This is a genomic window from Streptomyces sp. NPDC005402 (assembly GCF_040606575.1).
GTDB lineage: Bacteria > Actinomycetota > Actinomycetes > Streptomycetales > Streptomycetaceae > Streptomyces.
In genome coordinates, this window is the sequence record NZ_JBEXFB010000003.1 from 471,605 (window position 1) to 496,006 (window position 24,402).

Consider the following 24,402-nt stretch of genomic DNA (forward strand, 5'->3'; position numbering starts at 1 on the left):
TACGATCGTTCGCCTTGACGAACACGACTCCTCCCGTGCAGTCTAGTGAACATGCGTACGGCAGAGCGAACAGCCTTGGTCCGTGACAGTGCGCTCGTCTGGCTCGCGAGCGGGGTGGTGGGCGTCTCCTTCGGCGCGATCGCCGTCACCGGGGGCCTTCCGGTGTGGGTGCCCGTGGTGATGTCCGTGGTCGTCTACGCGGGCTCCGCCCAGTTCAGCGCGGTCGGCGTCCTGCTGGCCGGGGGCGGTCCGGTCGCGGCGGCGGCCACCGGCCTGCTGCTCAACACCCGTACGGCGGCCTTCAGCCTGGCCGTCGCCGACCTCCTCGGCCCGGGCCGCCTCACCCGCCTCCTCGGCGCCCATCTCGTCGCCGACGAGCCGGTGGCCTTCGCGCTCGCCCAGACCGACCCCGCCCGCCGCCGGGCGGCGTTCTGGATCTGCGGGGCCGGCCTGTTCGTCGTGTGGAACACCACCGTCCTGCTGGGCGCGCTGGTCGGCAGCGCCCTGGGCGACACCGGGACTTACGGCCTGGACGCGGCCTTCCCCGCCGTCCTCGTCGCCCTGGTCCTGCCGACCCTGCGCGAGGACTCCGCCGTACGGCGCTCCGCGCTGCTCGGTGCCGCCCTGGCCCTGGCGGTCACCCCCGCGGTCCCGGCGGGAGTGCCGGTGCTGGTGGCGCTGGCGGGCCTGGTCGTCCACGGCGGCAGGAGGCCGGTGTGAGCGCGACGGTCGTCATGATTCTGGCGCTGGCGGTGGGGACGTACGCCTTCCGGCTGGTCGGGCCGGTGCTGCACGGGCGGGTCGACATCCCGCCGCGGGTCCAGGAACTGCTGTCGGCCGGAGCGATCGCCCTGCTGGTGGCGTTGCTGGCGACGGGTGCGCTGACGGAGGGCGGCGGGTTCGCGGGGTGGGCGCGGCCGACCGGGGTGCTGGTGGGGGCCGTGCTGGCGTGGCGCAGGGCGCCGTTCGTGGTGGTGGTGCTGGGGGCGGCGGCCACAACTGCCGTACTGCGGGCGGCCGGTGTGGGGTGAGTGTCAGTGGGGGCCGCTAGGGTACGCGGCCATGACCGACACCGACTTCGTGACCGCCACCCGCACGTTCTACGACAGCGTCGCCGAGGACTACGCCGCCCAGTTCCGGGACGGGCTCGCCGAAGCGCCCCTGGACCGGGCGGTGATCGCCGGGTTCGCCGAACTCGTGGGCGGCGGCGGGACGGTGGCCGACCTGGGCTGCGGGCCCGGGCGGCTCACCGGACACCTGGCCTCCCTGGGGCTGTCCGTCTTCGGGCTCGACCTGTCGGAGTCGATGCTGGCCATCGCCCGCCGGGAGAACCCGGGGCTGCGGTTCGAGCGGGGCTCGATGCTGGAACTGGATCTTCCCGACGGGGCGCTCGCCGGTGCGGTGTCCTGGTACTCGTCCATCCACACCCCGGTGGACGAACTCCCGCGCCTGTTCGCCGAGTTCCACCGTGTACTGGCGCCGGGCGGGCACCTCCTCGTCGCCTTCCAGGCCGGCGACCAGGACCGGCACCACGACCGGCCCTGGGGGCGCCCCGTCGCGCTCACCTTCCTGAGGCGGCAGCCGGAGCAGATCATCGACTTGCTCCGGGCGGCCGGGTTCACGCTCGTCTCGCGGACAGTGCGCGAACCCGGCCCCGAGGAGGTGTCGCATCAGGCGGCTCTGATCGCCCGCCGCGACTGACGCTCAGCCCACCGTGCATCCGTCAGGGGCTACCGGAGCATCGCGTCGGCCCCAGAGCCGACACGCGTGGAACCACCTGTGCAGGTTCTCGTATGCTGGCACTGCAGGAGGCAACCGGCTGAGGTGGTTTCATGGCTGTGGTGCATTTCCCCGAGTTCCGTACCGGCAAGGTGCTGGCGACCCGCTTCACGGGAACCCTTTCGGAGCGTTACGGCGAGGCGCTGGAGCGCATTCCTGTGCCCTCCCGGCTCGCGGACTGGCTGTCGGACAACGGACTCGCCGTCGACTCGTGCAGCCAGGCCCAGCTCGCCCACGCCCGGGAGCTGCGGGAATCGATCCACGCAGCTGCCACCGCGGTCGCGAACCAGGACCCGATGCCCCCTTCGGCTGTCAAGGTCATCAATGAGTGCAGTGCTCACGGCCAGGCCTCCGCGATCTTGACGCCGAGCGGCAGCCGGGAGTGGCGGCTGGGTTCGGCTTCCGTGGACGACGCGCTCAGCGTGATCGCCGCCGACGCGATCAGCCTCCTCGCAGGAGAACTCGAGGGAAAGATCTCGTTGTGCGCGTCGCCGACGTGTCGAGCCGCGTTCGTCGACACCAGCCGCGGGCACACCCGCAGATGGTGCGACATGAACACGTGCGGGAATCGTGAGAAAAAGGCACGCTTTCTCGCCAACAAGCGCAACAAGTCGACCCGCGCCGACTGACCGCCCTGTCCGATCGCCGTTCACCGTTAATCGAATCTCATCATCCTGCTCATATGTGCGGAGAGCTGACCGCAGACCCTCACCGCTACGCCGTCAAGGCGGGAACCGATCCCGCCGACTCTCCCCGACACGCAGATCGGTCATCCGCGCAGCCGTCACCGAAAGAGCCACGGCTGCCTGACTCCGGAAACACGGGCGCGAGGAAACTGCCGATCACATTCAGCCCTCTGCAAGATCGCCCGTGCCCACCAGGAGCCACGTGTGTACGATGGAACCATCTTAGGTGGTTCCGCCTCGACCGGAAGATCGCATGCCACCCCCCAAGGCCGGCGCGGTTCCCGTATGCCCCACCAAGGCTGGAGGTCGCTGACGATGGTGGATTGGACGGTGCTGCCGGGCTATGTGGGAGTGATCCTGCTCTTCCTCGGTCCCCCCGGGCCCGATATGGCCTACATGCTCGCCGTGGGCCTCGAAGGCGGTCGCCGGTCCGCGGTGAAGGCCATCCTCGGCATCGGAACCGGCATGAGCGTCTACGCCACCGCCGTCGTCGCCGGAATGGGGGAAATCGCCCGATCACACCCATCGGTCCTGAATGCGATCAGGATTTTTGGTGCGGTGTATCTGCTGTGGTTGGCGTACGTCACGATGCGTCACGCACGTCGTGCGATCAGTGGGCACAGTGATGTTCCGGCGGGTCGCTGGTATCTGCGAGGCATCTTGGTCAGCATCACGAATCCGAAGATCATTCTCTTTTTCCTTGCGGTGCTCCCGCAGTTCATCGGAAGCGCGGAGAACCCGGGATTACAGATGGCGATCCTTGGTGCGATCAACGTTCTGATGGAGGTCATCCTTTACGGATGCATCGGAGTTCTGGCGGGCTTCTTTCACGCACGTCTTGTCGACTCGACCAAAGCCACGGCCGTGCTGAACTACATGGCGTGCACCGTTTATGTGGTGCTGGCCGGAGCAATCACCGGCGAGGTCCTGCTGGCTTGACCGGCCTGGAGCACCCCGGCGATGTCCCGGGCCGCGATGTACCCGAACGTCATCGCGGGCCCGATCGTCGAGCCCGCGCCCGCGTAACTGTGGCCCATGACGGCCGCGCTGGCGTTCCCGGCGGCGTACAGGCCGGGGACGACGGAGCCGTCGGGCCGCAGGACGCGGGCGCGGGCGTCGGTCACCAGGCCGCCCTTGGTCCCCAGGTCTCCCGGGACGAGCCGGAAGGCGTAGTACGGGGGCAGCCAGAGCGGGGCCAGGCAGGAATTCGGGAGGACGGACGGGTCCGTGTAGTAGTGGTCGTAGGCGCTGTCACCGCGTCCGAAGTCCGGGTCGTCGCCCTTGACGGCAAGGGAGTTGAAGCGGTCGACGGTGGCGCGCAGGGCCCCGGCCGGGACGCCGATCGACGCGGCGAGGGCGTCGACCGTCCAGGCCTTGTGCGCGGCGCCCGAGCCGTACCAGTCGTCGGGGAGGACGAAGGTCGGCGCGATGTCCTTGAAGAGGTACCGGTTGCGGTAGTTCTGGTCGACGATCAGCCAGGACGGGATGTCGGGGTCGCTCGGGTTGCGGTCGTACATGGTGTGGACGACGTCGCTGTAGGGGGCGGCCTCGTTGACGAACCGCCGGCCGGCCGCGTTCACGACGAGCCCGCCGGGGAGGGTGCGTTCGGCGAGACAGAAGTACGGGTCGCCGGGGAGCGGGATGGCCGGTCCCCACCAGGCGTCGTCCATCAACGCCAGGTCTGCGCCGACCCGTTGGCCCGCCCGGATGCCGTCCCCGGTGTTCTCCTTCGCGCCGACCGTCCACTCCGTGCCGATGGGCTGTCGCTGGTACTGCGCCCGCATCGCCGCGTTGTGCTCGAAGCCGCCCGAGCCGACGATCACGCCCCGGCGGGCACGGAAGAGTCCGGCGGGGGTCACCGCTCCGGCGACGGCGCCCTTCTCGACGTAGAGCTCGGTGAGGGGCGTGTTGAGGCGTACGGCGACTGAGGCGCCCTGGAGTCCCTTCCGCAGCCCGGCCGCCAGTGACTGTCCCATGGTGAGCGGCGTCTGCCCGAGCAGAGCCGCCTTCGTGCCGCGCGCCAAGCACTCGGCGGCGACGGCGGCGCCCTTGACGCTCACGGCGGACAGGGCGAGCCACTTGTAGTCGGCGCTGAACACGACCAGTCCGGCCGGGACTTCGAGGTACGGCGGGTTCAGGTGGGCGAGTTCGGCGCCGAGGATGGTGCCGTCGAGCTGGTCGGGCTCGATGGAGCGGCCGTTCGGAAGGCCGCCCGGGAGCTCCGGGTAGTAGTCGCTGTACCCCTCCATCCAGCGGAAGCGGAGAGGGCTGTTGGCCATGACGAAGGAGATCATGGCGGGTCCGTGCCGGAGGAAGGCCTGCTGCCGGGCGGCGGGGACGTCCGGCCCTACGACGGCGGCGAGGTAGGCCGCCGCCTTGGCGGGGGTGTCCGGGACACCGGCGGCGAGGATGACGGGATTGTTGGGGATCCAGATCCCGGCTCCGGAACGGGCGGCGGATCCGCCGAAGGTGGGCGCCTTCTCGAGCACCACGGTGCTCAGGCCCTGCTTGGCGGCGGCGAGCGCGGCGGTCATGCCGGCGGCGCCGGAGCCGATGACCACGACGTCGTACGTCCCGATGGTCGGCAGGTCGGCGGCGCTCGCGCCCTGTTGCACCCCGGCGGCGACGGCCGCCCCGGCACCAGCGGCCAGCAGGTGTCTTCGAGTCACGCTCATGGTCGGGTCCCCCCTGCGGTTGGTATGGACGAAGAGGTCCGGAACGTCGCGCGGGGGTCTTGAGAAGTCAAGGGGTGTGGAGGACAGCTCAGAATCCGGGAGCGGGGAGGATGCCGGGCCACCACGGTGGTACGCCGCTGGGGCATTCGTACGTGGCACCGCCCCAGAAGAAGGAGACAGCACACCAGCACAGAGCGGGGAGCACCACCGTGAGGGCGAGTGCATGGAGGAGGGCCAGTCTCCCCAGGACAACTCCCACCATCACCCAACTCAGGGTCAGAAGGCCCCAGAGGGACGGGATGAAAAGAACGATGAGGAACGTACCGTTCGCCGCACCGTTGACGCCGGCGTCGCAGGCGCTCAGCGCTCTACCGAGAAGCATGGCGGTGAGCACCGCGAGAGCAAGCCCCAGCACCGTTCCCAAACATCCGTGAAGCCGCCGCTCAGGCATGGATCTCCTCATCTCGTCACCACTCCTTTCCCCGCATCCCAGCGCGCACGCTGTGTCCGGAGCCCCCCTCGTCACCCGAGTCCGATCTCGGCCCACACCGTCTTGCCGACGTCCCGCTCCGTGACGCCCCAGGTGTCGGCGAGGAGGGTGACGAGGATCAGGCCGCGGCCGTGTTCGCCGTCCTCATCGTTGATGTACCGGAGCCGCCGGTCGCCTCGCGCGTCGCTCACCTCGATACGGAGCGTGTTCTCCGGGAGCCGGAGGAGGCGCAGCTCGAAGTCCCTTCCGGGTACGCGGCCGTGGGTCACCGCGTTGGCGGCGAGCTCGGCGACGAGGTGCTGCGCGGTGTCGTTCACGTCGGTGTCGTGGGGGTGGCCCCATTCCGCGAGCTGGGTGGCCGTGAGTCGGCGGGCCAGGCGGGCGCCTCGCGGGGTGGCGCTCAGACGCTGGGTCAGTTCGTCGGTCGGGGTGGAGATTTCGGCGTTCACGTCACTGAGCGTGCTGGGTTCTCTCTACGCTGACCAGGTGCGACTCGGCGACGCTGAGTAGCTGTACGGGTGCGGTCGGTTCGGTGTACGGGTTGTCGCGTGGGAGGGGTGAGGCACGTGGGTGAGCGGAGGCCGGAGACGCCTGCGGAGGCGGACGGTACGGCGGGGTTGTTCGTCGCGCTGGGCAAGATGGTGAAGCTGCTGCGGGAGCGGAAGGGGCTGACGCAGAAGGAGTTCGGGGAGTTGGTGGGATACGGCCCGGACGCGGTCTCCTCCATGGAGAGGGGCGTGCGGACACTTCGGCCCGAGGTCCTGATCAAGGCGGACGAACTCCTTGACGCCGGGGGCCTGTTGAAGGAGGTCCTCCCCGAGGTCGAGGAGGCGATGGCGAAGACCCGGACCCGGCATCCGGAGTGGTACAGGAGCTACGCCGGGCTGGAGGCGGAGGCGGTGTCCCTCTACGACTACAGCACGATGGGTGTGCTGGGCCTGCTCCAGACCGAGGACTACGCCCGGGCCGTGTTCACGCAACGCCACCCACCGCTCGACGAGGAGACCATCGAGAAGCGTGTCGCCGACCGGCTCTCCCGTCAGCAGCTCTTCGAGAAGTGGCCGCCGCCGGAATGCAGCTTCGTCCTCGAACAGGCTGTACTGGAACGGCCGATCGGCGGCCCCGCCGTGCACGCGGGTCAGCTTCGACGGCTGCTGCACATCGGGCGGATGCGCAATGTGCAGCTTCAGGTGATGCCGACGGGGCGGGACGAACACCCCTGCCTGGACAACTCGTTCACCCTGCTCACCCCCAAGGGCAAGGAGCAAGTGGTGTACATGGAGAGTCAGGGGTACCCACGGCTGATCACCGGCCGGGAAGAGGTACGCATCCTCGCCGCCCGCTATGGGATCATCCGAGCTCAGGCCCTCAACCCGCACGAGTCCCTGGACTTCATCGAGAAGATGTTGGAAGAGCGATGACCATAGAGAAGCTGAACTGGTTCAAGTCGAGCTACAGCAGCGGCGAGGGCGGCCAGTGCCTCGAAGTCGCCGTAACAGCCCACACCATCCGCCTCCGCGACTCCAAGAACCCCACCGGCCCTCACCTCACCCTCTCCCCCACGGCCTGGTCGGCCTTTCTCTCCCCTACTGCGGGAACGCGGCCACCACGTTCAGGTCCCGGGCGCCGGTCCCTGTGATGCCGGAACCCGTGCCGGGAAGCAGCACACCCGGGTCGTAGTAGTCGCTCGACACCAGCAGGTCCTTGTCGCCGTCGCGGTCGATGTCGCGCAGGCGGACGAGGGAGCCGAAGTTCTCGTACTGGCCCGGGCTCCCGGGGACGCCCGCGCTCGCGCGCGTGAACCACTGGGAGTTCTTGCCGGTCAGGCCGGACTTTCCGCCGCGCAGGACGTGGACGCCGCCCGCGTCCTTCACCGTGCCGACCTTCTCGTAGGGCACGCCGACCGCCAGGTCCTGGTAGCCGTCGCCGTTGGTGTCCCCGGCGGAGAGGTCGGCGCCGAAGTACTCGCGTGTCGTGGCGGCCGTGGCGACGCCCGAAGTGGACTGCGTGAGCCGGTACTTGGTCGTGGGGCCGGTGCTGCCGCCGCGCCAGACGACCACCGAGCCCGCGTTCTTGTTGTACCGGGTGTCGCTGACCGCGAGGTCGCCGTAGCCGTCCTTGTCGAAGTCGGCGACGACGCCGGTGGGGCTGTAGTCGGGGGTCGAGGCGTTGACGACGGTGACCTTGCCGGACCTGATGGTGGAGCCGCCCCGCAGGAACCACGCGTCCTGGGTCATCTTGTCGCTGTGGTAGCCCTGGCCCAGGAGATAGAGATCGGTCGCCTTGTCCTTGGTGACCTTGCCGGCGACCAGGCCGGTGGGCTCGAGGATGTCGTCGCGGGTGTGCTTGGTGACCTTGCCCGTCGTGCCGGACTTGGTGAAGCCGCCGCGGTAGACGTAGACGGAGTCGATGGCGTCGGCGATGGCCAGGTCGGCCTTGCCGTCGCCGTTGAAGTCACCGGCCTCTATCGCCTTCCCGAAGCCCTGGTCGGAGCGGGCGGTGACCTTGAGGCGGGTGGCGTCGGTACCCGTGAGGCCGGTCTTCCTGCCCCACAGGACGGTGACCGCGCCGGAGCCCGCCTTGCCGCCCACCTTCTCGGTGAAGTCGGCGACGGCGAGGTCGGCGTAGCCGTCGCGGTTGAGGTCGGCCGTGGCGATGTCCTCGCCGAACGCGTCCCCGTAGCCACCCGCGTCACCGGCGGTGCCCGGGACACCCGCGCTGGACTGGGTGAACGTCTTGGTGGTGGTGCCGGTGCCGGTGGCCGTCCCGTAGGTCACGGCGAGGTCACCGCCGAGGCCGGGGACGGCGTAGTCGCGGTAACCGTCGCCGTTGAAGTCGTCGGCGTACTTCGCCGGGGTGGCCGCGCTCGCGGTGCTCAGGGAGAGGGTGAGCAGCAGTCCGCCGGTCAGGGACACGGCCGTGGCCGTGGCCAGTGCCAGGCGGAAGGTTCTTCGGGTGGACATGGGTCTCCTGCGGTGATCAAGGGTTGGGCCAGGAGGAGACTCGCCGCGGCGGGTAATGGTTGTGCCAAGTACCGGGTACCAGGTCAGCGATCTGGCCGGAATTGGTCAAGACCTCCTCAGGTCCTCTGGTCACGCGCGGGGTACGCGGGTTCACTGCGCCGCATGAGACGACCTCTCCCCCACGTCCCGCGGCGCACCGCCGCCCTCCTCACCGCCGCCCTCGCTTCGCTGACCCTCGCGGCGGGCACGGCGGTTGCCGACACCCCCGTGCCCGTCGAGTTCGGCACCGACTACCACGACCCCGTCACCGCCGCCCCGCCGATCAGCACCCCGCACACCAAAGCCTGCGAAGTCACCGTTGCGCAGGCGCAGTTCAAGGACTTCACGCCGTACACGGGGACGTACACGCCTCCGACCGGCTGCGGCACGCCCGGCCGGTGGTCGAAGGTCGTGCTGCGGATGGACGGCAGCGTGAAGGGGCGGCAGTACGACCGGCTCGGCTATCTGGACATCGGCGGGGTGCAGGTCTTCCGGACCTCGACGCCCGAGCCCTCGCAGGACGGGATCAACTGGTCCGTCCAGAAGGACGTCACCGAGTACGAGAAGACGCTGAGCAGCGCGCAGTCCGTCGACATGCTCATCGGCAACGTCGTCAACGACACCTACACCGGCGTCCTCGACGTCAAGGTGACGCTCACCTTCTACGCTTCGGTGCACCACCGCGGCGCGGACGCTCCCGACCAGGTCATCCCCCTCAGCAACGGCGACAGCGTCACCACGGGCGCCTCCCTCACCGTCCCCCGCAACTCCGAGCGCGTCCTCGCCGAGGTGTACGCCACCGGCTCGGGCGGCGGGTGTGAGGAGTTCTGGTACTCGGCCACGACCCCGGACGCGTCGTACTCCTGCCAGGGTGGGGACGCCGGGCCATACCGCGAGGTGCGGGTGAGCGTGGACGGGAAGGTCGCGGGGATCGCCTCGCCCTACCCGAACGTGTGGACCGGCGGCTGGTCGCCCTACCTGTGGTCGGTGATTCCCTCCCCGACCGCCTTCGACGTACGTCCGCTCACCTTCGACCTGACCCCGTTCGCGGGGCTGCTCAACGACGGCAAGGCGCACACCGTGGACGTCGAGGTGGCCGGAGTGCCGGCCGGGCAGACCGGGTGGAGCGCGCCGACCGACGTCCTGGTGTGGCAGGACGCCCACAAGTCGGTGGTGACGGGGGCCATGACGTCGTACGAGAAGGACGCTCCCGCGGTGGGCAGCACCTTCACCGACGACTCGCTGCGGCACCTGGTGACCTCCGGCCGGGACCACCTGAAGGTCAGCGGGTATCTGAACACCTCGCACGGCCGGGTCACCACCACCGTCGAGCGGACCCTGACCACGGCGATCGACCACCAGTGGACGCCCGACGAGAACACGGACAACCAGACCGGCACCTGGACCGATCGCCAACTCGTCACGTCCAACGGCCACTTGACCCGCGCCGACCGCACCTACAGCCTCGACGGCCGCTCCACCATCGACAGCGCGAACCGTCTGCGGGTCGTCATGTCCCTCGCCGACCGCGCCCGCCTCGGCGCCACCCGCATCGACGACACCTATCAGGGCGACGCCACCTTCACGCTCGGCGTGGCCCGGGAGGACCGGCACGCGGTCGCGACGACGAGTGAGCGGTACCGGCTGAGCGGGCCCGGCACGTGCTACGACCACACGCTCGCCACCGAGCAGGGGGTGCTGACGAAGGACGTACACCGCTGCTGACGGGTCACTCCCTCACGTACAGCCCCTCGATCTCCCCCGCGAAGTCCCGCATGACGACCTCCCGGCGCAGTTTCATCGACGGGGTCAGATGGCCGGCCGCCTCGGTGAGGTCGGTCGGCAGGACGGTGAAGCGGCGGATGGACTCGGGGCGGGAGACCATCTTGTTCGCCTCGTCCACAGCGCGTTGCAGAACCTGCCTCAACTCCTCGTCGTTGACGAGCAGTTCGGCGGGGACGGGGTGCTTGCCGTTCATCTGGCGCCAGTGGTTGACGCCGTCCATGTCGAGGCTGATCAGGGCCGAGATGTAGGGGCGGCGGTCGCCGAGGACCATGCACTGCGAGATCAGGGGGTGGGAACGCAGCCAGTTCTCCAGCGGGGCCGGGGCCACGTTCTTGCCGCCTGCCGTGATCAGGATCTCCTTCTTGCGGCCCGTGATCGTCAGATAGCCCTCGTCGTCCAGCTGTCCGATGTCACCGGTCGGGAACCAGCCGTCGGCGGAGGCGGGGGCCACCCCCTCGCCGTACGGGTCCCAGTAGCCGCGGAACACCTGACCGCCGTTCAGCAGGATCTCGCCGTCCGCCGCGATGCGCACCCGCGTGCCGGGCAGCGGCCAGCCCACCGTGCCCAGGCGGGACTTGAGCGGGGGTGTCACCGTGGCCGCGCCCGTCGACTCCGTCAGGCCGTAGCCCTCGTAGATCTCCATGCCCGCGCCCGCGTAGAAGGCCGCGAGGCGGCGGCCGAGCGGGGAGCCGCCGGAGATGATGTGCCGGATCCTGCCGCCCATGGCGTTGCGGATACGGCGGTACACCAGCGGGTCGTAGAAGGTGCGGGCCGCCTTCAGGGCCGTGCCGGGGCCGGAGCCGGTGCCGGCGTGGCGGGCCTCCGTCGCCTCGCCGTAGCGCACGGCGACGTTGGTCGCGCGGTCGAAGACGGTGACCCGGCCGCCGCTCTCCGCCTTGGCGCGGGCGTTGTTGAAGACCTTCTCCAGCATGTACGGGATCACGAGCAGGAAGGTCGGCTTGAAGCTGGCCAGGTCGGCCAGCAGGTCGTCGGCCTGGAGGCTCGGCGCGTGGCCGAGGCGGACGCGGGCGCGGACGCAGGCGATGGCGACCATGCGGCCGAAGACGTGCGAGATGGGCAGGAAGAGCAGGGTCGCCAGGTCGGTGTCGTCCGACTTCGACTTGAAGACCGGGTAGAGGAGTTCGATCGCGTTGTCGATCTCGGAGAGGAAGTTGCCGTGGCTGAGCACACAGCCCTTGGGGCGGCCGGTGGTGCCGGAGGTGTAGACGACGGTGGCGACCGTGCCCGGGCCGAGCATGCCCCGCCGTACGCCGATCTCCTGCTCGGGGACGGCCTGGCCGAGCTCTCCCAGGCGCTCCACATGCCCCTTCTCCATGATCCACATGTGGCGCAGGTCGGGGAGCCGGCTGAGCTCGGGGCCGAGGGCGGCGGCCTGGGCGGCCGTCTCCGTCACCAGGGCGACCGCGCCGGAGTCCTGGAGGATGAACCGGGTCTGGAAGACGGAGGACGTGGGGTAGACGGGGACCGTCACCAGACCCGCGGCCCAGGCGGCGAAGTCCAGCAGCGTCCACTCGTACGTCGTGCGCGCCATGATCGCGACCCGGTCGCCCGGCATCAGGCCCTCGGAGATCAGGCCCTTCGCCACGGCCAGCACCTGCTGGGCGAACTCGGCCGCCGTGAGGTCGACCCAGTGGCCGTCGTCGGTACGGCGGCTCATCACCCGCTGTTCCGGCGCCGCCTCGGCGTTGTCGAACGGCAGGTCGGCGAGCGAGCCGTGGGTCACCGGCGGGACCAGCGGCGGCACCGACACCTCGCGGACCTCACCGTCCAGCCGCACGATCTCTGGTTCCACGAGCACGGGTGCGCCGTCGTAGTCGTGGCCGGACACGTACGAGAGGGACATGGTCAGCTCCTGGGACGTGCAGCTCGGTACCGCTCCGCTGCATGAGGTACGCAGGGGACGTACCGGGGCGTTCACCCGCGAGTGCGCCGGGATGGGTTACCAGGGGTTAGGACGGTGATCCTAAGTGGCTCAAGTGATGAGCCTGTGCGGGTTCGTCGATGGTCCGGAGCCGGGACTGTGCAGTCTCGACCGCAAAGTGAGACTTTGTCAGCTATCTGGTCCTACGGGCGCTCCAGAATCGCCGTGACCCCTTGCCCGCCCGCCGCGCACACCGAGATCAGGCCGCGCCCCGGGCCCTCCCGCTCGGACAGCAGCTTCGCGAGCGTGGCCACGATCCTCGCACCGGTCGCCGCGAAGGGATGCCCGGTGGCGAGGGAGGAACCGGTGACGTTGAGCCGGCCCCGGTCCACCGGGGCCAGACCCCGCTTCTCCCAGGCCGCGAGGGTCGCCAGGACCTGGGAGGCGAAGGCCTCGTGGATCTCGACCAGGTCGAAGTCATCCATGCCGAGCCCGGCCCGCTCCAGCATCCGGGGGACGGCGTGGGCGGGGGCCATGAGCAGCCCGTCCTCGCCCTGTGCGACATCCCCTCGCACGAAGTCCACGGCCGCCGTCTCGTACGCCGTGAGGTACGCCAGCACTTCGAGGCCGCGCGCCTCGGCCCACTCCTCCGACGCGAGCAGCACGACCGCCGCGCCGTCCGTCAGCGGGGTCGAGTTCCCGGCCGTCATGGTCGGGGCGGGGTCCTTGAGGCCGAACACCGGCTTGAGCCCGGCGAGTTTCCCGGCCGTCGAGTCGGGGCGGAGGTTCTGGTCGCGGGCCAGGCCCCGGAAGGGGACCACCAGGTCCCGGAAGAAATCCCGCTCGTACGCCGCCGCCAGCCGCTGGTGACTCGTCGCCGCCAGCTCGTCCTGCGCCTCGCGCGTCACGCCCCACGCGCGGGCGGTGACGGCCGCGTGCTCCCCCATCGACAGACCGGTGCGGGGTTCGGCGTTGCGCGGGATGTCGGGCACGAGGTGGGTGGGGCGGATGCGCGCGAGCGCCTTGATGCGGCCGCCCGCCGATTTCGCGCGCCGGGCCTCCAGCAGGATGCGGCGCAGGTCGTCGTTGACGCCGAGGGGCGCGTCGCTCGCGGTGTCCGCGCCGCCCGCGATCGCCGACTCCGTCTGGCCCAGGGCGATCTTGTTGGCGGCGGCGATGACGGCCTGGAGACCGGTCCCACAGGCCTGCTGGATGTCGTACGCCGGAGTGCGCGGGTCCAGCTTCGAGCCGAGGACCGTCTCGCGGGCGAGGTTGAAGTCGCGGGCGTGCTTGAGCACGGCACCGGCGACGAACTCCCCCACGGCGCCCGGCTCCTGGAGCCCATGGCGCTCGACGAGGGCGTCGAGGGCGGCGGTGAGCATCTCCTGGTTCGAGGCGGTGGCGTACGGGCCGTCCGCGCGGGCGAAGGGGACGCGGGTACCGGCGACGATCGCCACGCGCCTGGCGACCGGCGGATTCAGGGGGCTCATCTCCACCAGCTCCTCACCTCGGAAAATCGACTTACCTACGGTAACCTTACTCCAGAGTAAGGACTTTGCGACCGACCCGGGAGATGGACATGGCCGACCGCTATCTGAGCTTCACCGGCACCGCGCCGGGTCGGTTCCTCACCAGCCGCCTCGGGCTTCCCCAGCCGGCGGTGCTGCGGCGGTGGTCGCGGGAGGCACCGGAGTTCGAGGGCGGGGTACTGCTGCTCACGGCGGGCAAGTCGGAGCTGTCCGGCCTGGAAATCCCCGCCCCGTCGGACACGCCCGCCGCGGTCCTCCTCGACGCCACCGGTGTCCGGGACGTCGAGGGATTCGCCGAGGTGCATGCCGCTCTGCACCCGGTCGTGCGGTCGGTCGCCGCGAGCGGGCGGGTCGTCGTCCTCGGGGCGCCGCTCGATCCCGCCGACCACCACCAGGCCGCCGCCCAGCAGGCGTTGGAGGGGTTCACCCGCTCGCTCGGCAAGGAGATCGGGCGGGGCAGAACGGTCAATCTCGTACGGCTGAGAGACGCGTCCGCGGCCGAGTCGACCCTGCGTTTCCTGCTCTCCCCCAGGTCGGCGTACGTCAGCGGTCAGGTGATCGAGATCGGGCAGGCCCAGGAGGCCGACGTCGACTGGTCCCACCCCCTCGCCGGACGGACGGCCCTGGTGACCGGCGGTGCGCGGGGCATCGGTGCGGCGGTCGCCGAGACGCTGGCGAGGGACGGGGCGCGGGTGGTCGTACTCGATGTGCCGGGGGCGTCGGAGGATGCCGAGAGGCTGGCCGCGCGGCTCGGGGGCAGTGCCCTCGCGCTGGACATCACGGCCCCGGACGCGGGCGCGCGGATCGCTCAGGCGTTGCCGGACGGGCTGGACGTACTGGTCCACAACGCGGGCATCACCCGGGACCGGCGACTGGTCAACATGCCCGCGGAACGCTGGAGTTCGGTGCTCGACGTGAACCTCGCGAGCGTGCTGCGCACGACGGACGCGCTGCTGGAGACGGGCACGCTGCGGCGGGGCGGGCGGATCGTCGCCACCGCGTCCATCGCGGGGCTCGCCGGGAACGCCGGACAGACGAACTACGGCGCGAGCAAGGCCGGTGTCGTCGGGCTGGTGCGCTCCCTGGCACCCCGGGCACTGGACGACCACGGGGTCACGGTGAACGCGGTCGCCCCGGGGTTCATCGAGACGGAGATGACGGCGGCGATCCCGCTGTTCATCCGGGAGGCGGGGCGGCGGATGAACTCCCTCGGACAGGGCGGGCTGCCCGTCGACGTGGCCGAGACGACGGCGTGGCTGGCGCATCCGGCGTCCGGCGCGGTGAACGGGCAGGTCGTGCGGGTGTGCGGCCAGAGCTTGCTGGGGGCGTAGTGGGGATGTACGCGGACGACACACAGGCCGAGGGGTCGAACGGCGAGGGCGGACGCGCCGCGGGCTCGGGGTCCGCGGGGCCGGGCTCCGATGGTCCCCGGACCGTCCTCACCCGGTCCCCCTCCCTCGTCCCCCTCCTGGCCGCGGGCGCTCTACGCTCCCCCTTCAAGCGGCCCGCCGCGACCTCGGCCTTCCCCCGGACCCGGCTGGTGCTGCCCGGGCTGCGGGTGGACCTCGCGCGGCTGGCCGCCTACGAGCGGGTGTGCGGCTTCCCGACCGGGGAGGACGCGCTTCCGGTGACGTATCCGCATGTGCTGGGCTTCCCCCTGGCCATGAGGCTGATGAGCGGGCGGGACTTCCCGCTGCCGCTGCTCGGGCTGGTCCACACGTCGATCGAGATCACCCGGTACCGGGAGCTGGCCGCGTCGGGCGAGTACGAACTCACCGTCCACGTCGACGGGTTGGCGCCGCACCGGCGCGGCACGGAGGTCGCGGTCGTGACCGAGCTGCGGGTGGGTGAGGACGTCGTCTGGGAGTCGGTGAGCACCTATCTGGCGCGGCACCGCACGGAGAAGACGGGCGGCGAACGGGAGCGGGAGAAGCACGGGCCGCTGCCCGGGGTCGCCGAGTGGCGGCTGGCCGGGGACATCGGACGCCGTTACGCCGCCGCGTCCGGCGACCGCAACCCGATCCACCTGCACCCGCTCACGGCCCGCCTCTTCGGCTTCAAGAGGGCCATCGCGCACGGCATGTGGACGGCAGCCCGCTGTCTGGCGGCGCACGGCACACCTCAAGCGGTGCTGGTACGCGCCGAGTTCAGGGCGCCGGTGCTGCTGCCGGGCACGGTGACGTACGCGGCGGACGGAGAGCGGTTCGAGCTGTGCGGCGGGGACCGCGTGCATGTGAGCGGGGGCGTGTACGCGCTGCCCGGGCACGATCCGGAAGGCGCTGTCAGCTGACCTGAAGCGGTGCGCTCCCGGACGTCGTGTCCTGGAGGGTCCACGGCCGGCCCTCCATGAGGTTGCCGAGTCCGGCCCACGCGAAGTTCATCAGGGTCGCCGCGGACTGCCTCGCCGTCACGCCCTCGGTCGCGTTGGCCCAGGCGGCGAGGGACTCGGCGGCGCCGACGAGCGCCTCGGCGAGGCCGGCGACCTCACGCTCGGGCAGATCGGGATCGCGGTGCGCCTCGCGGGCCGCGACCACGATCAGATGGGTCACGAACGCGACGATCTCCTCGCGCATCGCGGTGACCTCGGCGGCGAACGCCTCACCGTGGATACGGGCCTGGAGATGCAGCACGGACCAGGCAGGCGGGTTCTGCGAGGTGTGCGTGAAGAACGCCAGCAGTCCGTCCCAGAGCTGACGGTCCGCGGGCAGGTCCGTCCGCACGCCCGTCCGCACGGCCTCGGTGAGCGCGGCCGCCTCCCGGCGGATGCACGCGGTGAAGAGGTCTTCCTTCGAGTTCAGGTACAGGTAGACCAACGGCTTGGAGACACCGGCGAGTTCGGCGATCTCGTCCATCGAGGCGGCCATGTACCCGCGCTGCCCGAAGATCTCCACGGCGGCGTCCAGCATCTGCTGCTCCCGCACCGCACGCGGCATGCGCTTGCTCTTCACGACACCCATGCCCAAAGCGTACGGTCACGCGGGCACGGCAGCAGGGGCGTTGACGTCAGGAGGTCTGCGGGGCCTGGCCCTGGGAGGGGGCGGCGGCCTCGTCGGCGGCCTCGTCCTCCTGGCTGCGGTTGGCCTCCAGGTTGGCCTTCATGCGGTCGACCCGCTGCACGACCTGGATGGAGGCGCGGTCGCGTTCCTTGCGCAGGACCACGAAGCTGATGGGGGCCGAGAGCAGCAGGGAGAGCAGGACGATCCACATGCCGTTGGAGTCGCCCAGACCGCGCGGGGCGAGGCCGGAGTAGACGAGGCCCCAGACGACCACGAGGCAGCCCACCAGGATCCCGAGGCGCATCAGTGTGTAGCGGAGCATGTCAATCCACTCTTCCGTATCCGTATCGAACGGCCTGAACACCCCAAAGGGGCACTGTCCAGTGAAGCACGCCGGGCACCCGGTCCTCGACGCGGGTCAGGTGAGGGGCAGCAGCATGATCACGTCGTCCCGGTCGTCGCCCGGTGCGACCCGGATGGCGTCGGGGATGCGGCCGACCTCCTTGTAGCCGCAGGAGCCGTAGAAGCGCTCCAGGCCGAGGCCGCCGCGGCAGGTCAGTCGTATCGCCTCGATGCCGTCGAAGGTGCGGGCCGCGTCGGCCGCCGCCGCGAGGAGGTCGCGGCCGTGGCCCCGGCCCTGGTGACGGGGGTGGACCATCACCGTGTACAGCCACACCCAGTGGGTCATCAGGCGGTGCGTGTTGAAGCTGAAGAAGGCGGTGGCGGCGACCCGCCCGTCCTCCTCGTGTCCGACGAGCAGCCGTGTCCGTCCCTCCGCCATGCCCGCGAAGTGCTTCACCAGCTCGGGGCGGATCGTCTCCCGCTCCACCGGCGCGACGAATCCGACGGCGCCACCGGCGTTGGAGACGTCGGCCCACAGGTCGAGGATTCCGTCGCGGAGGGCGGGGGTGACGGCCGGGTCGAGGGTGAAGGTAAGGGGCATGAGGCGAGGCTAGACATTACGTCTCCGTCGCCTCAAGTGGGTTCCGGCGTCACGTACGTCACCCGAGCGCCCGAGCCGCCACCTCCAGGTCCGCCACCAGGCCCCGGTAGGCGGCATCCCTGTCCTCGGCCCGCAGCACCGCCGAGGGATGCACGGTCGGCACGAGCCGCTCCCGCCTGCCGTGGATCTCCTCCTCCAGCACGGTCCCGCGCACCTGCGTCACCCGGAACGACGATCCGAGCAGCGCCTTGCCCGCGGTGGCGCCGAGCACGACGATCAACTCCGGTGCGACGAGCTCCAGCTCCCTGGCGAGCCAGGGTCCGCAGGCCGTCATCTCCCGCAGGCTCGGCGCCTTGTGGATACGGCGTTTGCGCGGCTCGGCCTGCGTGAACTTGAAGTGCTTGACGGCGTTGGTGACGTAGGCGTCCACCGGCTCGATCCCGGCCTCCGCGAGCGCCCGGTCGAGGAGCTTCCCGGCAGGCCCGACGAACGGCTTCCCCTGCCGGTCCTCCTGATCACCGGGCTGCTCCCCCACGAGCATCACGCGCGCGTGTGCGTCGCCCTCGCCGAAGACGGTCTGGGTGGCGTCCCGGTGGAGAGGACAGCCGCGGCAGCCGGCGGCGGCCTTGCGGAGGGCGGTCAGGCCGCCACGGTCCGGGAGGAAGGGTTCGGCTGTGTAGGCGTCCTCAGGTGCCTTGGCACTCACCATGCCGGCCGAGTACCCGTGGGTGCGGGCGGTGAACGAAGGAGGGCCCGGCCATCAGTCCCGGGTGCGGGCCGGTGGGGGTTGAGCGCGCAGTTCCCCGCGCCCCTGACCGCGTTCACGTGCCCCGCAGGTGCCAGCGGTGAACGAAGGGGGCGCGGCCATCGGTCCCGGGTGCCGGCCGGTGGGGGTTGAGCGCGCAGTTCCCCGCGCCCCTGACCGCGTTCACGTGCCCCGCAGGTGCGGGAGGTGAGCGAAGGGGGCGCGGCCATCAGTCCCGGGTGCGGGCCGGTGGGGGTTGAGCGCGCAGTTCCCCCCGCCCCTGACCGCGTCCGCCGGGCGTCGGCTTTCACGCCTGGCCCGCCTTCCGTCGTCGCTCAGAGCCGCATCGGCTGGGGCGCCTCGCGGCGTCCCGCGTCCGGGCCGTCGTACTCGCGGATGATCTCGTAGCGCGTGTTCCGCTCCACCGGGCGGAAGCCCGCGTCGCGGATGAGGTCGAGGAGGTCCTCGCGGGTGAGTTTGTTCGGGGTGCCGTAGTTGTCCGCGTCGTGGGTGATCTTGTACTCGACCACCGAGCCGTCCATGTCGTCCGCGCCGTGCTGGAGGGCCAGCTGGGCGGTCTGCACGCCGTGCATGACCCAGAAGACCTTGACGTGGGGGACGTTGTCGAAGAGCAGCCGGGAGACCGCGAAGGTCTTCAGTGCCTCGGCGCCGGTCGCCATCTGGGTGCGGGACTGGAGGCGGTTGCGTACCTTGCCGTCCTTCACGTCCACGAAGTCGTGCTGGTAGCGCAGCGGGATGAAGACCTGGAAGCCGCCGGTCTCGTCCTGGAGTTCACGCAGACGCAGAACGTGGTCCACGCGGTGGCGGGGTTCCTCGATGTGGCCGTACAGCATGGTGCTCGGGGTCTTCAGACCCTTCTCGTGCGCCAGGCGGTGGATGCGGGACCAGTCCTCCCAGTGGGTGCGGTGGTCCACGATGTGCTGCCGGACCTCCCAGTCGAAGATCTCCGCGCCACCGCCGGTGAGGGACTCCAGACCCGCGTCGATCAGCTCGTCGAGGATCTCCGAGGCCGACAGCCCCGAGATCGTCTCGAAGTGATGGATCTCGGTCGCGGTGAAGGCCTTCAGGGAGACGTCCGGAAGCGCCGCCTTCAACTCGCGCAGCGACCGCGGGTAGTAACGCCACGGCAGGTTCGGGTGCAGGCCGTTGACGATGTGCAGCTCGGTGAGGTTCTCGCCCTCCATCGCCTTGGCGAGCTTCACCGCCTCCTCGATGCGCATCGTGTACGCATCCTTCTCCCCCGGCTTGCGCTGGAAGGAGCAGTAGGCGCAGGACGCCGTGCACACGTTGGTCATGTTGAGGTGCCGGTTGACGTTGAAGTGGACCACGTCGCCGTTCTTCCGCGTCCGCACCTCGTGCGCGAGACCGCCCAGCCAGGCCAGGTCGTCCGACTCGTACAGCGCGATGCCGTCCTCACGGGTCAGCCGCTCACCGGCCCTGACCTTGTCCTCCAGCTCGCGCTTGAGCCCGACGTCCATGCTCACACCTTCCTCCGACACCCCGAACGACTCCGACCACCGTACGTCTACGCCTCTTCGGGCAGCTCGCCGACCCGGTTCTCCCACTTCGTGGAGAGGACGATCGTGGTGCGCGTCCGGGAGACCCCCTCGGTCCCGGACAGCCGCCGGATGATCTTCTCCAGACCGTCGACGTCCGGCGCCCGGACCTTCAGCATGTACGAGTCGTCGCCCGCGATGAACCAGCAGTCCTCGATCTCGGTGAGGTCCCTGAGCCGGCGCGCCACGTCCTCGTGGTCCACCGCGTCGGACAGCGAGATGCCGATCAGCGCGGTGACGCCGAGGCCGAGCGAGGCGGCGTCGACGGTGGCGCGGTAACCGGTGATGACTCCGGCCGCCTCCAGCCGGTTGATGCGGTCGGTGACGCTGGGTCCCGACAGACCGACGAGGCGCCCCAGCTCCGCGTAGGAGGCCCGGCCGTTCTCCCTCAGGGCCTGGATGAGCTGCCTGTCCACCGCGTCCATGGGATCGAAGCCTTCCGCTGAAAAGTGCCTGAAGTGATGAGAGGTACTGCCCGTACTGCCACTTGCCCTACTGACCCGACGTGCCGCCGCCCAGTTCGCCCCGCCAGCGCCGGTACAGGTCGTGCGTGACACCCGCCGCGTCCAGCACCCGCCCGGCGACGAAGTCCACCAGGTCCTGGATGTGGGTGGCGCCCGCGTAGAAGCCCGGCGAGGCCGGGACCACGCTCGCGCCGGCGTCGTCGAGCGCGACGAGGTGCCGGAGGGTCTGCCCGTTCAGGGGAGTCTCCCGTACGGCCACGACCAGCGGCCGCCGCTCCTTCAGCGTCACGCTCGCGGCCCGCTGCAGCAGGTCCTTCGAGAGGCCGAGGGCGACTCCGGCGACGCAGGCGGTGGAAGCGGGGACGATCAGCATCCCCTTGCTCGGATACGACCCCGAGGACGGCCCGGCGGCCAGGTCCCCGGCGGGCCAGTACCGTACGGCGTCGGTGTCGACGTCGAAGGTGCCGGGCTTGCCGTCGGCCCCCCGGGCCAGCCATTCCCGCAGGTCCTCGCGCCAGTGCGCGTCCCGGAACGAGATCCCCGTCTCGTCGAGGAGGGTGAGCCGCGAGGCACGGGAGACCACCAGGTCGACGCTCTCACCGGCGGCGAGCAGCGCACGCAGCACGGACGCGGCATACGGGGTGCCGGAGGCGCCGGACACCCCTACGATCCAAGGCGTACGCCGCGTCTCTCCTGGCTTGACTGGGTTCACACCCCCGAGCCTATCCGGCGTCACAGAGTGGGAACCGGCCAAGGGGGTCGGGCGTTCTTCTGAGGGGGAGGGGGATTGCCATGACGGGCAAGGAACTCGAGTGGTCGCGCGGTGATCGTGCGAAGGCGGCGGCCAAGCTGATGGTCGGCTGGGTCGCGCTGCTGTGGCTGCTGGAGGTGGTGGACATAGCGCGCGGCCACGCCCTCGACGGCCTCGGCATCACCCCACGCACCCCGTCCGAACTGGTCGACATCGTCCCGGCCGCCTTCATCCACTTCGGCTTCGCCCACGTGGCCGCCAACAGCATCCCGCTGCTGGTCATGGGCTTCCTCGCGGCCCTGGGCGGCCTGCGCCGGTTCGCCGCCGTCTGCGCCCTGATCATCGTCGCCGACGGCCTGGGCGTCTGGCTCATAGCCCCGGCCCATACCAACACGGCCGGCGCGTCGGGCCTGATCTTCGGCCTGTTCGGCTACCTCGTGGTGAGCGGTCTCGTGGAGCGCCGCCCGCTGGGGGTGCTGGTGGGGCTGCTGGTCGCCGCGGTCTGGGGCACGTCGATCGTGGTGGGCCTGGCGCCGACACAGTCCGGGGTCAGCTGGCAGGGCCACCTGCTGGGCCTGGTGGCGGGGGTGGCGACGGCGTTCGCATTCAAACGCCGAGGGCCTGTACTTACTTAGGGCCGCGGGGAACTGCGCGAGCAACCCCCACCGGCCCCCAGCCGGGGTCCGACAGGATGACCCTGTTCAGTAGCCGTACTCAGACCGTCAACCCGCGCACCAGCAGATCCAGCAGCGCACAGACGAACAACGCGATCCCGATGAACCCGTTGACGCTGAAGAACGCCCGGTTCAGCCGGGACAGATCATGCGGGCGCACGATCGAGTGCTCGTACACGAACGCCCCCGCGACGATCATCAGCCCCACCCAGAAGAACCCACCCGCCTCCGTGGCGACGGCGTACCAGACCAGCAGCCCCATGGTCAGCGCGTGACAGACCCGCGCCCCCCAGATCGCCGCCGGGATGCCGAAGCGCGCCGGCACCGACATGACGCCGATCTCGCGGTCCGTCTCCACGTCCTGGCAGGCGTAGATCAGGTCGAACCCGCCGATCCAGATACCGACGGCGAGGCCGAGGACGACCGCGTCCCAGGACCACTCCCCGGTGATCGCGAGCCAGCCGCCCACCGGCCCCATCGCCTGGGCGAGACCGAGTATGGCCTGCGGGAAGTTCGTGAACCTCTTGCCGTACGGATAGACCACCATCGGGATCACCGCTACGGGGGCGAGGGCCAGGCACAGCGGGTTCAGCAGTGCCGCCGAGCCGAGGAAGACCACGACCGCGACCAGCGCACCGGTCCAGGCGTGCTTCACGGACATCGCCCCGGTGACCAGCTCCCGCTGTGCCGTCCGGGGGTTCCGCGCGTCGATCTCCCGGTCGATGATCCGGTTGACCGCCATCGCGAAGGTGCGCAGGCCGACCATGCAGATCGTCACCAGGAGCAGCCGCCCCCAGTGGATGTTCCGGTCCCACTCGAACATCGCGGTCAGCGCGGCGATGTACGCGAAGGGCAGTGCGAAGACCGAGTGCTCGATCATCACCAGCCGCAGGAAGGCTTTCGTGCGTCCCGGTTGCGGGATCGCGGCGGATGCACTGCTCACAGGCCGTACTCCTTCCACCGGCGGTCGACCTTCGCCGCCGTCTCCGGGTCGGACAGCACCATGTCCGGCCAGCCGCCGTCTCGTGTGTAGCCCTCCTCGGGCCACTTCTTCGTCGCGTCGATGCCCGCCTTGCCGCCCCAGAACTGCTGGTAGGAGGCGTGGTCGAGGTGATCGACCGGTCCCTCGACGACGGAGAGGTCACGGGCGTAGTCCGTGTTGCCCAGCGCCCGCCAGGCGACTTCGTGCAGATCGTGCACGTCGCAGTCCGCGTCGACGACCACGATCAGTTTGGTCAGCGACATCATGTGTGCCCCCCAGACCGCGTGCATCACCTTCTGCGCGTGCTTCGGGTACTTCTTGTCGATCGAGACGATCGCGCAGTTGTGGAAGCCGCCCGCCTCGGGCAGGTGGTAGTCCACGATGTCCGGCACGATGATCTTCAGCAGGGGGAGGAAGAAGCGTTCCGTGGCGCGTCCCAGCGGTCCGTCCTCGGTCGGGGGGCGGCCCACGACGATCGACTGGAGCAGCGGCCGCTTCCGCATCGTCACGCAGTCGATCTTCAGCGCCGGGAACGGCTCCTGCGGGGTGTAGAACCCGGTGTGGTCCCCGAAGGGCCCCTCCGGCAGCATCTCGCCCGGCTCCAGCCAGCCCTCGATGACCACCTCGGCCTGCGCCGGCACCTGGAGCGGGACGGTCTTGCAGTCCACCATCTCGATCCGCTTGCCCGCGATGAACCCGGCGAAGAGGTACTCGTCGATGTCCCCGGGCAGGGGGGCCGTGGAGGCGTAGGTGACGGCGGGCGGGCAGCCGAAGGCGATCGCGACCGGGAGGCGCTCGCCCCGCCGGGCGGCGACCTGGTAGTGGTTGCGGCTGTCCTTGTGGATCTGCCAGTGCATGCCGATCGTGCGCTTGTCGTGGCGCTGCAGGCGGTACAGACCGAGGTTGCGGATCCCGCTCTCCGGGTCCTTGGTGTGGGTGAGTCCGAGGTTGAAGAAGGACCCGCCGTCCTGCGGCCAGGTGAAGAGGGCCGGGAGCTGGTCGAGGTCCACGTCGTCGCCGGTGAGGACGACCTCCTGGACCGGGGCGCCCGCGGACTTCACCTTCTTCGGCGGGACGTGTGCCATCGCGCCGAGCTTCCCGAAGGCCTCGCGCACGCCCACGAAGCCCTGTGGCAGCTCGGGACGCAGCAGCCCGCCGATCTTGTCGGAGATGTCGCCGTACGACTTCAGGCCCAGGGCCTTGAGCAGCCGGCGGTCGGTTCCGAAGACGTTCATGGCCAGCGGCATGGCGGATCCGCGGACGTTCTCGAAGAGCAGCGCGGGGCCGCCCGCCTTCTGTACGCGGTCGACGATCTCCCCGACCTCCAGATACGGGTCGACCTCGGCCTTGATCCGCTTGAGGTCTCCCTCGCGTTCCAGTGCCCTGAGCAGGGAGCGAAGATCGTCGTAAGCCATGCCCCCCAGTATCGCCGAGTCCGCCGA

The 24,402-nt window shown here is 70.3% G+C and carries 25 protein-coding genes; 11 read left to right on the forward strand and 14 right to left on the reverse strand.

The annotated features are described in order from the left end of the window. Positions 1-51: 51 nt before the first annotated feature. The 5 genes from ABZT02_RS08145 to ABZT02_RS08165 all read left to right on the forward strand — a co-directional run bounded on the left by ABZT02_RS08145 (position 52) and on the right by ABZT02_RS08165 (position 3,404). A complete protein-coding gene (locus tag ABZT02_RS08145) occupies positions 52-720 on the forward strand; it encodes an AzlC family ABC transporter permease (RefSeq protein WP_356015395.1) in 669 nt (222 codons plus the stop codon). Beyond that, complete coding sequence (locus tag ABZT02_RS08150) at positions 717-1,031, forward strand: AzlD domain-containing protein (protein WP_356015397.1); 315 nt, start codon at positions 717-719, stop codon at positions 1,029-1,031. Before ABZT02_RS08145 ends, ABZT02_RS08150 begins: the two co-directional genes overlap by 4 nt. 31 nt (positions 1,032-1,062) lie before the next feature. Continuing rightward, positions 1,063-1,701 carry a class I SAM-dependent methyltransferase gene (locus tag ABZT02_RS08155; protein WP_356015398.1) on the forward strand — a complete coding sequence of 213 codons (639 nt, stop codon included), beginning with the start codon at positions 1,063-1,065 and terminating at the stop codon, positions 1,699-1,701. Positions 1,702-1,832: 131 nt separating this feature from the next. After that, on the forward strand, positions 1,833-2,408 hold the full coding sequence (locus ABZT02_RS08160) for a CGNR zinc finger domain-containing protein (protein WP_356015400.1): 576 nt from the start codon (positions 1,833-1,835) through the stop codon (positions 2,406-2,408). Between the two features lie 372 nt (positions 2,409-2,780). After that, on the forward strand, positions 2,781-3,404 hold the full coding sequence (locus tag ABZT02_RS08165; protein WP_356015401.1) for a LysE family translocator: 624 nt from the start codon (positions 2,781-2,783) through the stop codon (positions 3,402-3,404). On the opposite strand, the gene kstD is transcribed toward ABZT02_RS08165, so the two are convergent. Together kstD and ABZT02_RS08175 are read right to left on the reverse strand one after the other, a co-directional pair. Next, entirely contained in the window at positions 3,356-5,140 is a 1,785-nt protein-coding gene (gene kstD / locus ABZT02_RS08170) for a 3-oxosteroid 1-dehydrogenase (protein WP_356015404.1), read from the reverse strand. The genes ABZT02_RS08165 and kstD overlap by 49 nt on opposite strands. Positions 5,141-5,662: 522 nt before the next feature. Continuing rightward, entirely contained in the window at positions 5,663-6,079 is a 417-nt protein-coding gene (locus ABZT02_RS08175) for an ATP-binding protein (protein WP_356015406.1), read from the reverse strand. Between the two features lie 117 nt (positions 6,080-6,196). Between ABZT02_RS08175 and ABZT02_RS08180 the strand changes: the two genes are divergently transcribed. Next, entirely contained in the window at positions 6,197-7,051 is an 855-nt protein-coding gene (locus ABZT02_RS08180) for a helix-turn-helix transcriptional regulator (protein WP_356015408.1), read from the forward strand. Next, the gene (locus ABZT02_RS08185; RefSeq protein ID WP_356015411.1) at positions 7,048-7,269 is read left to right on the forward strand and encodes a DUF397 domain-containing protein; all 222 of its coding nucleotides are present in this window, start codon (positions 7,048-7,050) and stop codon (positions 7,267-7,269) included. The genes ABZT02_RS08180 and ABZT02_RS08185 overlap by 4 nt, the downstream gene beginning before the upstream one ends. Here ABZT02_RS08185 and ABZT02_RS08190 read toward each other — a convergent pair. Beyond that, complete coding sequence (locus ABZT02_RS08190) at positions 7,217-8,593, reverse strand: FG-GAP and VCBS repeat-containing protein (RefSeq protein ID WP_356015413.1); 1,377 nt, start codon at positions 8,591-8,593, stop codon at positions 7,217-7,219. The genes ABZT02_RS08185 and ABZT02_RS08190 overlap by 53 nt on opposite strands. A gap of 162 nt (positions 8,594-8,755) precedes the next feature. On the opposite strand from ABZT02_RS08190, the gene ABZT02_RS08195 reads away from it, so the two are divergent. After that, the gene (locus ABZT02_RS08195) at positions 8,756-10,357 is read left to right on the forward strand and encodes a peptide-N4-asparagine amidase (RefSeq protein ID WP_356015415.1); all 1,602 of its coding nucleotides are present in this window, start codon (positions 8,756-8,758) and stop codon (positions 10,355-10,357) included. A gap of 4 nt (positions 10,358-10,361) precedes the next feature. Here ABZT02_RS08195 and ABZT02_RS08200 read toward each other — a convergent pair whose 3' ends face one another. Beyond that, positions 10,362-12,281: an AMP-dependent synthetase/ligase gene (locus ABZT02_RS08200; RefSeq protein ID WP_356015417.1), complete on the reverse strand. Its 1,920-nt coding sequence runs from the start codon at positions 12,279-12,281 to the stop codon at positions 10,362-10,364. 221 nt (positions 12,282-12,502) lie between these two features. After that, a complete protein-coding gene (locus tag ABZT02_RS08205) occupies positions 12,503-13,789 on the reverse strand; it encodes an acetyl-CoA C-acetyltransferase (protein WP_356015419.1) in 1,287 nt (428 codons plus the stop codon). 89 nt (positions 13,790-13,878) lie between these two features. On the opposite strand from ABZT02_RS08205, the gene ABZT02_RS08210 reads away from it, so the two are divergent. Together ABZT02_RS08210 and ABZT02_RS08215 are read left to right on the forward strand one after the other, a co-directional pair. Beyond that, positions 13,879-15,159 carry a 3-oxoacyl-ACP reductase gene (locus ABZT02_RS08210; RefSeq protein ID WP_356015421.1) on the forward strand — a complete coding sequence of 427 codons (1,281 nt, stop codon included), beginning with the start codon at positions 13,879-13,881 and terminating at the stop codon, positions 15,157-15,159. Next, a complete protein-coding gene (locus tag ABZT02_RS08215; RefSeq protein WP_356015423.1) occupies positions 15,159-16,118 on the forward strand; it encodes a MaoC/PaaZ C-terminal domain-containing protein in 960 nt (319 codons plus the stop codon). Before ABZT02_RS08210 ends, ABZT02_RS08215 begins: the two co-directional genes overlap by 1 nt. Here the strand turns inward: ABZT02_RS08215 and ABZT02_RS08220 are convergent. The 7 genes from ABZT02_RS08220 to ABZT02_RS08250 all read right to left on the reverse strand — a co-directional run bounded on the left by ABZT02_RS08220 (position 16,111) and on the right by ABZT02_RS08250 (position 21,265). Continuing rightward, positions 16,111-16,785 (reverse strand): TetR/AcrR family transcriptional regulator, encoded by a 675-nt coding sequence (locus tag ABZT02_RS08220; RefSeq protein WP_356015425.1) that lies wholly within the window; start codon positions 16,783-16,785, stop codon positions 16,111-16,113. The two genes, ABZT02_RS08215 and ABZT02_RS08220, sit on opposite strands and share 8 nt — an antisense overlap. 46 nt (positions 16,786-16,831) lie before the next feature. Beyond that, on the reverse strand, positions 16,832-17,146 hold the full coding sequence (locus ABZT02_RS08225) for a DUF4229 domain-containing protein (RefSeq protein ID WP_356015427.1): 315 nt from the start codon (positions 17,144-17,146) through the stop codon (positions 16,832-16,834). Between the two features lie 96 nt (positions 17,147-17,242). Next, positions 17,243-17,767, reverse strand: coding sequence for a GNAT family N-acetyltransferase (locus tag ABZT02_RS08230; RefSeq protein WP_356015430.1), 525 nt, complete (start codon positions 17,765-17,767; stop codon positions 17,243-17,245). A gap of 58 nt (positions 17,768-17,825) precedes the next feature. Further along, the gene (locus tag ABZT02_RS08235) at positions 17,826-18,476 is read right to left on the reverse strand and encodes a UdgX family uracil-DNA binding protein (RefSeq protein ID WP_356015432.1); all 651 of its coding nucleotides are present in this window, start codon (positions 18,474-18,476) and stop codon (positions 17,826-17,828) included. 371 nt (positions 18,477-18,847) lie between these two features. Then, positions 18,848-20,011: an aminofutalosine synthase MqnE gene (gene mqnE / locus ABZT02_RS08240; protein WP_356015434.1), complete on the reverse strand. Its 1,164-nt coding sequence runs from the start codon at positions 20,009-20,011 to the stop codon at positions 18,848-18,850. 47 nt (positions 20,012-20,058) lie between these two features. After that, the gene (locus ABZT02_RS08245; RefSeq protein WP_037720768.1) at positions 20,059-20,514 is read right to left on the reverse strand and encodes an Lrp/AsnC family transcriptional regulator; all 456 of its coding nucleotides are present in this window, start codon (positions 20,512-20,514) and stop codon (positions 20,059-20,061) included. 67 nt (positions 20,515-20,581) lie between these two features. Beyond that, positions 20,582-21,265, reverse strand: coding sequence for a UbiX family flavin prenyltransferase (locus ABZT02_RS08250; RefSeq protein ID WP_356015437.1), 684 nt, complete (start codon positions 21,263-21,265; stop codon positions 20,582-20,584). An 80-nt stretch (positions 21,266-21,345) separates the two neighbouring features. Between ABZT02_RS08250 and ABZT02_RS08255 the strand changes: the two genes are divergently transcribed. Continuing rightward, positions 21,346-21,939, forward strand: coding sequence for a rhomboid family intramembrane serine protease (locus ABZT02_RS08255; RefSeq protein WP_356015439.1), 594 nt, complete (start codon positions 21,346-21,348; stop codon positions 21,937-21,939). A 79-nt stretch (positions 21,940-22,018) separates the two neighbouring features. Here ABZT02_RS08255 and mqnP read toward each other — a convergent pair whose 3' ends face one another. Together mqnP and ABZT02_RS08265 are read right to left on the reverse strand one after the other, a co-directional pair. Next, entirely contained in the window at positions 22,019-22,921 is a 903-nt protein-coding gene (mqnP, locus tag ABZT02_RS08260; protein ID WP_356015441.1) for a menaquinone biosynthesis prenyltransferase MqnP, read from the reverse strand. Continuing rightward, entirely contained in the window at positions 22,918-24,375 is a 1,458-nt protein-coding gene (locus tag ABZT02_RS08265) for a menaquinone biosynthesis decarboxylase (RefSeq protein WP_356015444.1), read from the reverse strand. Before ABZT02_RS08265 ends, mqnP begins: the two co-directional genes overlap by 4 nt. Between the last annotated feature and the right edge of the window lie 27 nt (positions 24,376-24,402).

What these genes read in the sequence shown, in the direction of transcription:
- ABZT02_RS08190 (WP_356015413.1), bottom strand. Translation starts at nt 8,593, where the DNA reads ATGTCCACCCGAAGAACCTTCCGCCTGGCACTGGCCACGGCCACGGCC.
- ABZT02_RS08255 (WP_356015439.1), top strand. Translation starts at nt 21,346, where the DNA reads ATGACGGGCAAGGAACTCGAGTGGTCGCGCGGTGATCGTGCGAAGGCG.
- ABZT02_RS08245 (WP_037720768.1), bottom strand. Translation starts at nt 20,514, where the DNA reads ATGGACGCGGTGGACAGGCAGCTCATCCAGGCCCTGAGGGAGAACGGC.
- ABZT02_RS08265 (WP_356015444.1), bottom strand. Translation starts at nt 24,375, where the DNA reads ATGGCTTACGACGATCTTCGCTCCCTGCTCAGGGCACTGGAACGCGAG.
- ABZT02_RS08235 (WP_356015432.1), bottom strand. Translation starts at nt 18,476, where the DNA reads ATGGTGAGTGCCAAGGCACCTGAGGACGCCTACACAGCCGAACCCTTC.
- kstD (WP_356015404.1), bottom strand. Translation starts at nt 5,140, where the DNA reads ATGAGCGTGACTCGAAGACACCTGCTGGCCGCTGGTGCCGGGGCGGCC.
- ABZT02_RS08210 (WP_356015421.1), top strand. Translation starts at nt 13,879, where the DNA reads ATGGCCGACCGCTATCTGAGCTTCACCGGCACCGCGCCGGGTCGGTTC.
- ABZT02_RS08145 (WP_356015395.1), top strand. Translation starts at nt 52, where the DNA reads ATGCGTACGGCAGAGCGAACAGCCTTGGTCCGTGACAGTGCGCTCGTC.
- ABZT02_RS08220 (WP_356015425.1), bottom strand. Translation starts at nt 16,785, where the DNA reads ATGGGTGTCGTGAAGAGCAAGCGCATGCCGCGTGCGGTGCGGGAGCAG.
- ABZT02_RS08195 (WP_356015415.1), top strand. Translation starts at nt 8,756, where the DNA reads ATGAGACGACCTCTCCCCCACGTCCCGCGGCGCACCGCCGCCCTCCTC.
- ABZT02_RS08155 (WP_356015398.1), top strand. Translation starts at nt 1,063, where the DNA reads ATGACCGACACCGACTTCGTGACCGCCACCCGCACGTTCTACGACAGC.
- ABZT02_RS08230 (WP_356015430.1), bottom strand. Translation starts at nt 17,767, where the DNA reads ATGCCCCTTACCTTCACCCTCGACCCGGCCGTCACCCCCGCCCTCCGC.
- ABZT02_RS08200 (WP_356015417.1), bottom strand. Translation starts at nt 12,281, where the DNA reads ATGTCCCTCTCGTACGTGTCCGGCCACGACTACGACGGCGCACCCGTG.
- ABZT02_RS08185 (WP_356015411.1), top strand. Translation starts at nt 7,048, where the DNA reads ATGACCATAGAGAAGCTGAACTGGTTCAAGTCGAGCTACAGCAGCGGC.
- ABZT02_RS08160 (WP_356015400.1), top strand. Translation starts at nt 1,833, where the DNA reads ATGGCTGTGGTGCATTTCCCCGAGTTCCGTACCGGCAAGGTGCTGGCG.
- ABZT02_RS08225 (WP_356015427.1), bottom strand. Translation starts at nt 17,146, where the DNA reads ATGCTCCGCTACACACTGATGCGCCTCGGGATCCTGGTGGGCTGCCTC.
- ABZT02_RS08205 (WP_356015419.1), bottom strand. Translation starts at nt 13,789, where the DNA reads ATGAGCCCCCTGAATCCGCCGGTCGCCAGGCGCGTGGCGATCGTCGCC.
- mqnE (WP_356015434.1), bottom strand. Translation starts at nt 20,011, where the DNA reads ATGGACGTCGGGCTCAAGCGCGAGCTGGAGGACAAGGTCAGGGCCGGT.
- ABZT02_RS08165 (WP_356015401.1), top strand. Translation starts at nt 2,781, where the DNA reads ATGGTGGATTGGACGGTGCTGCCGGGCTATGTGGGAGTGATCCTGCTC.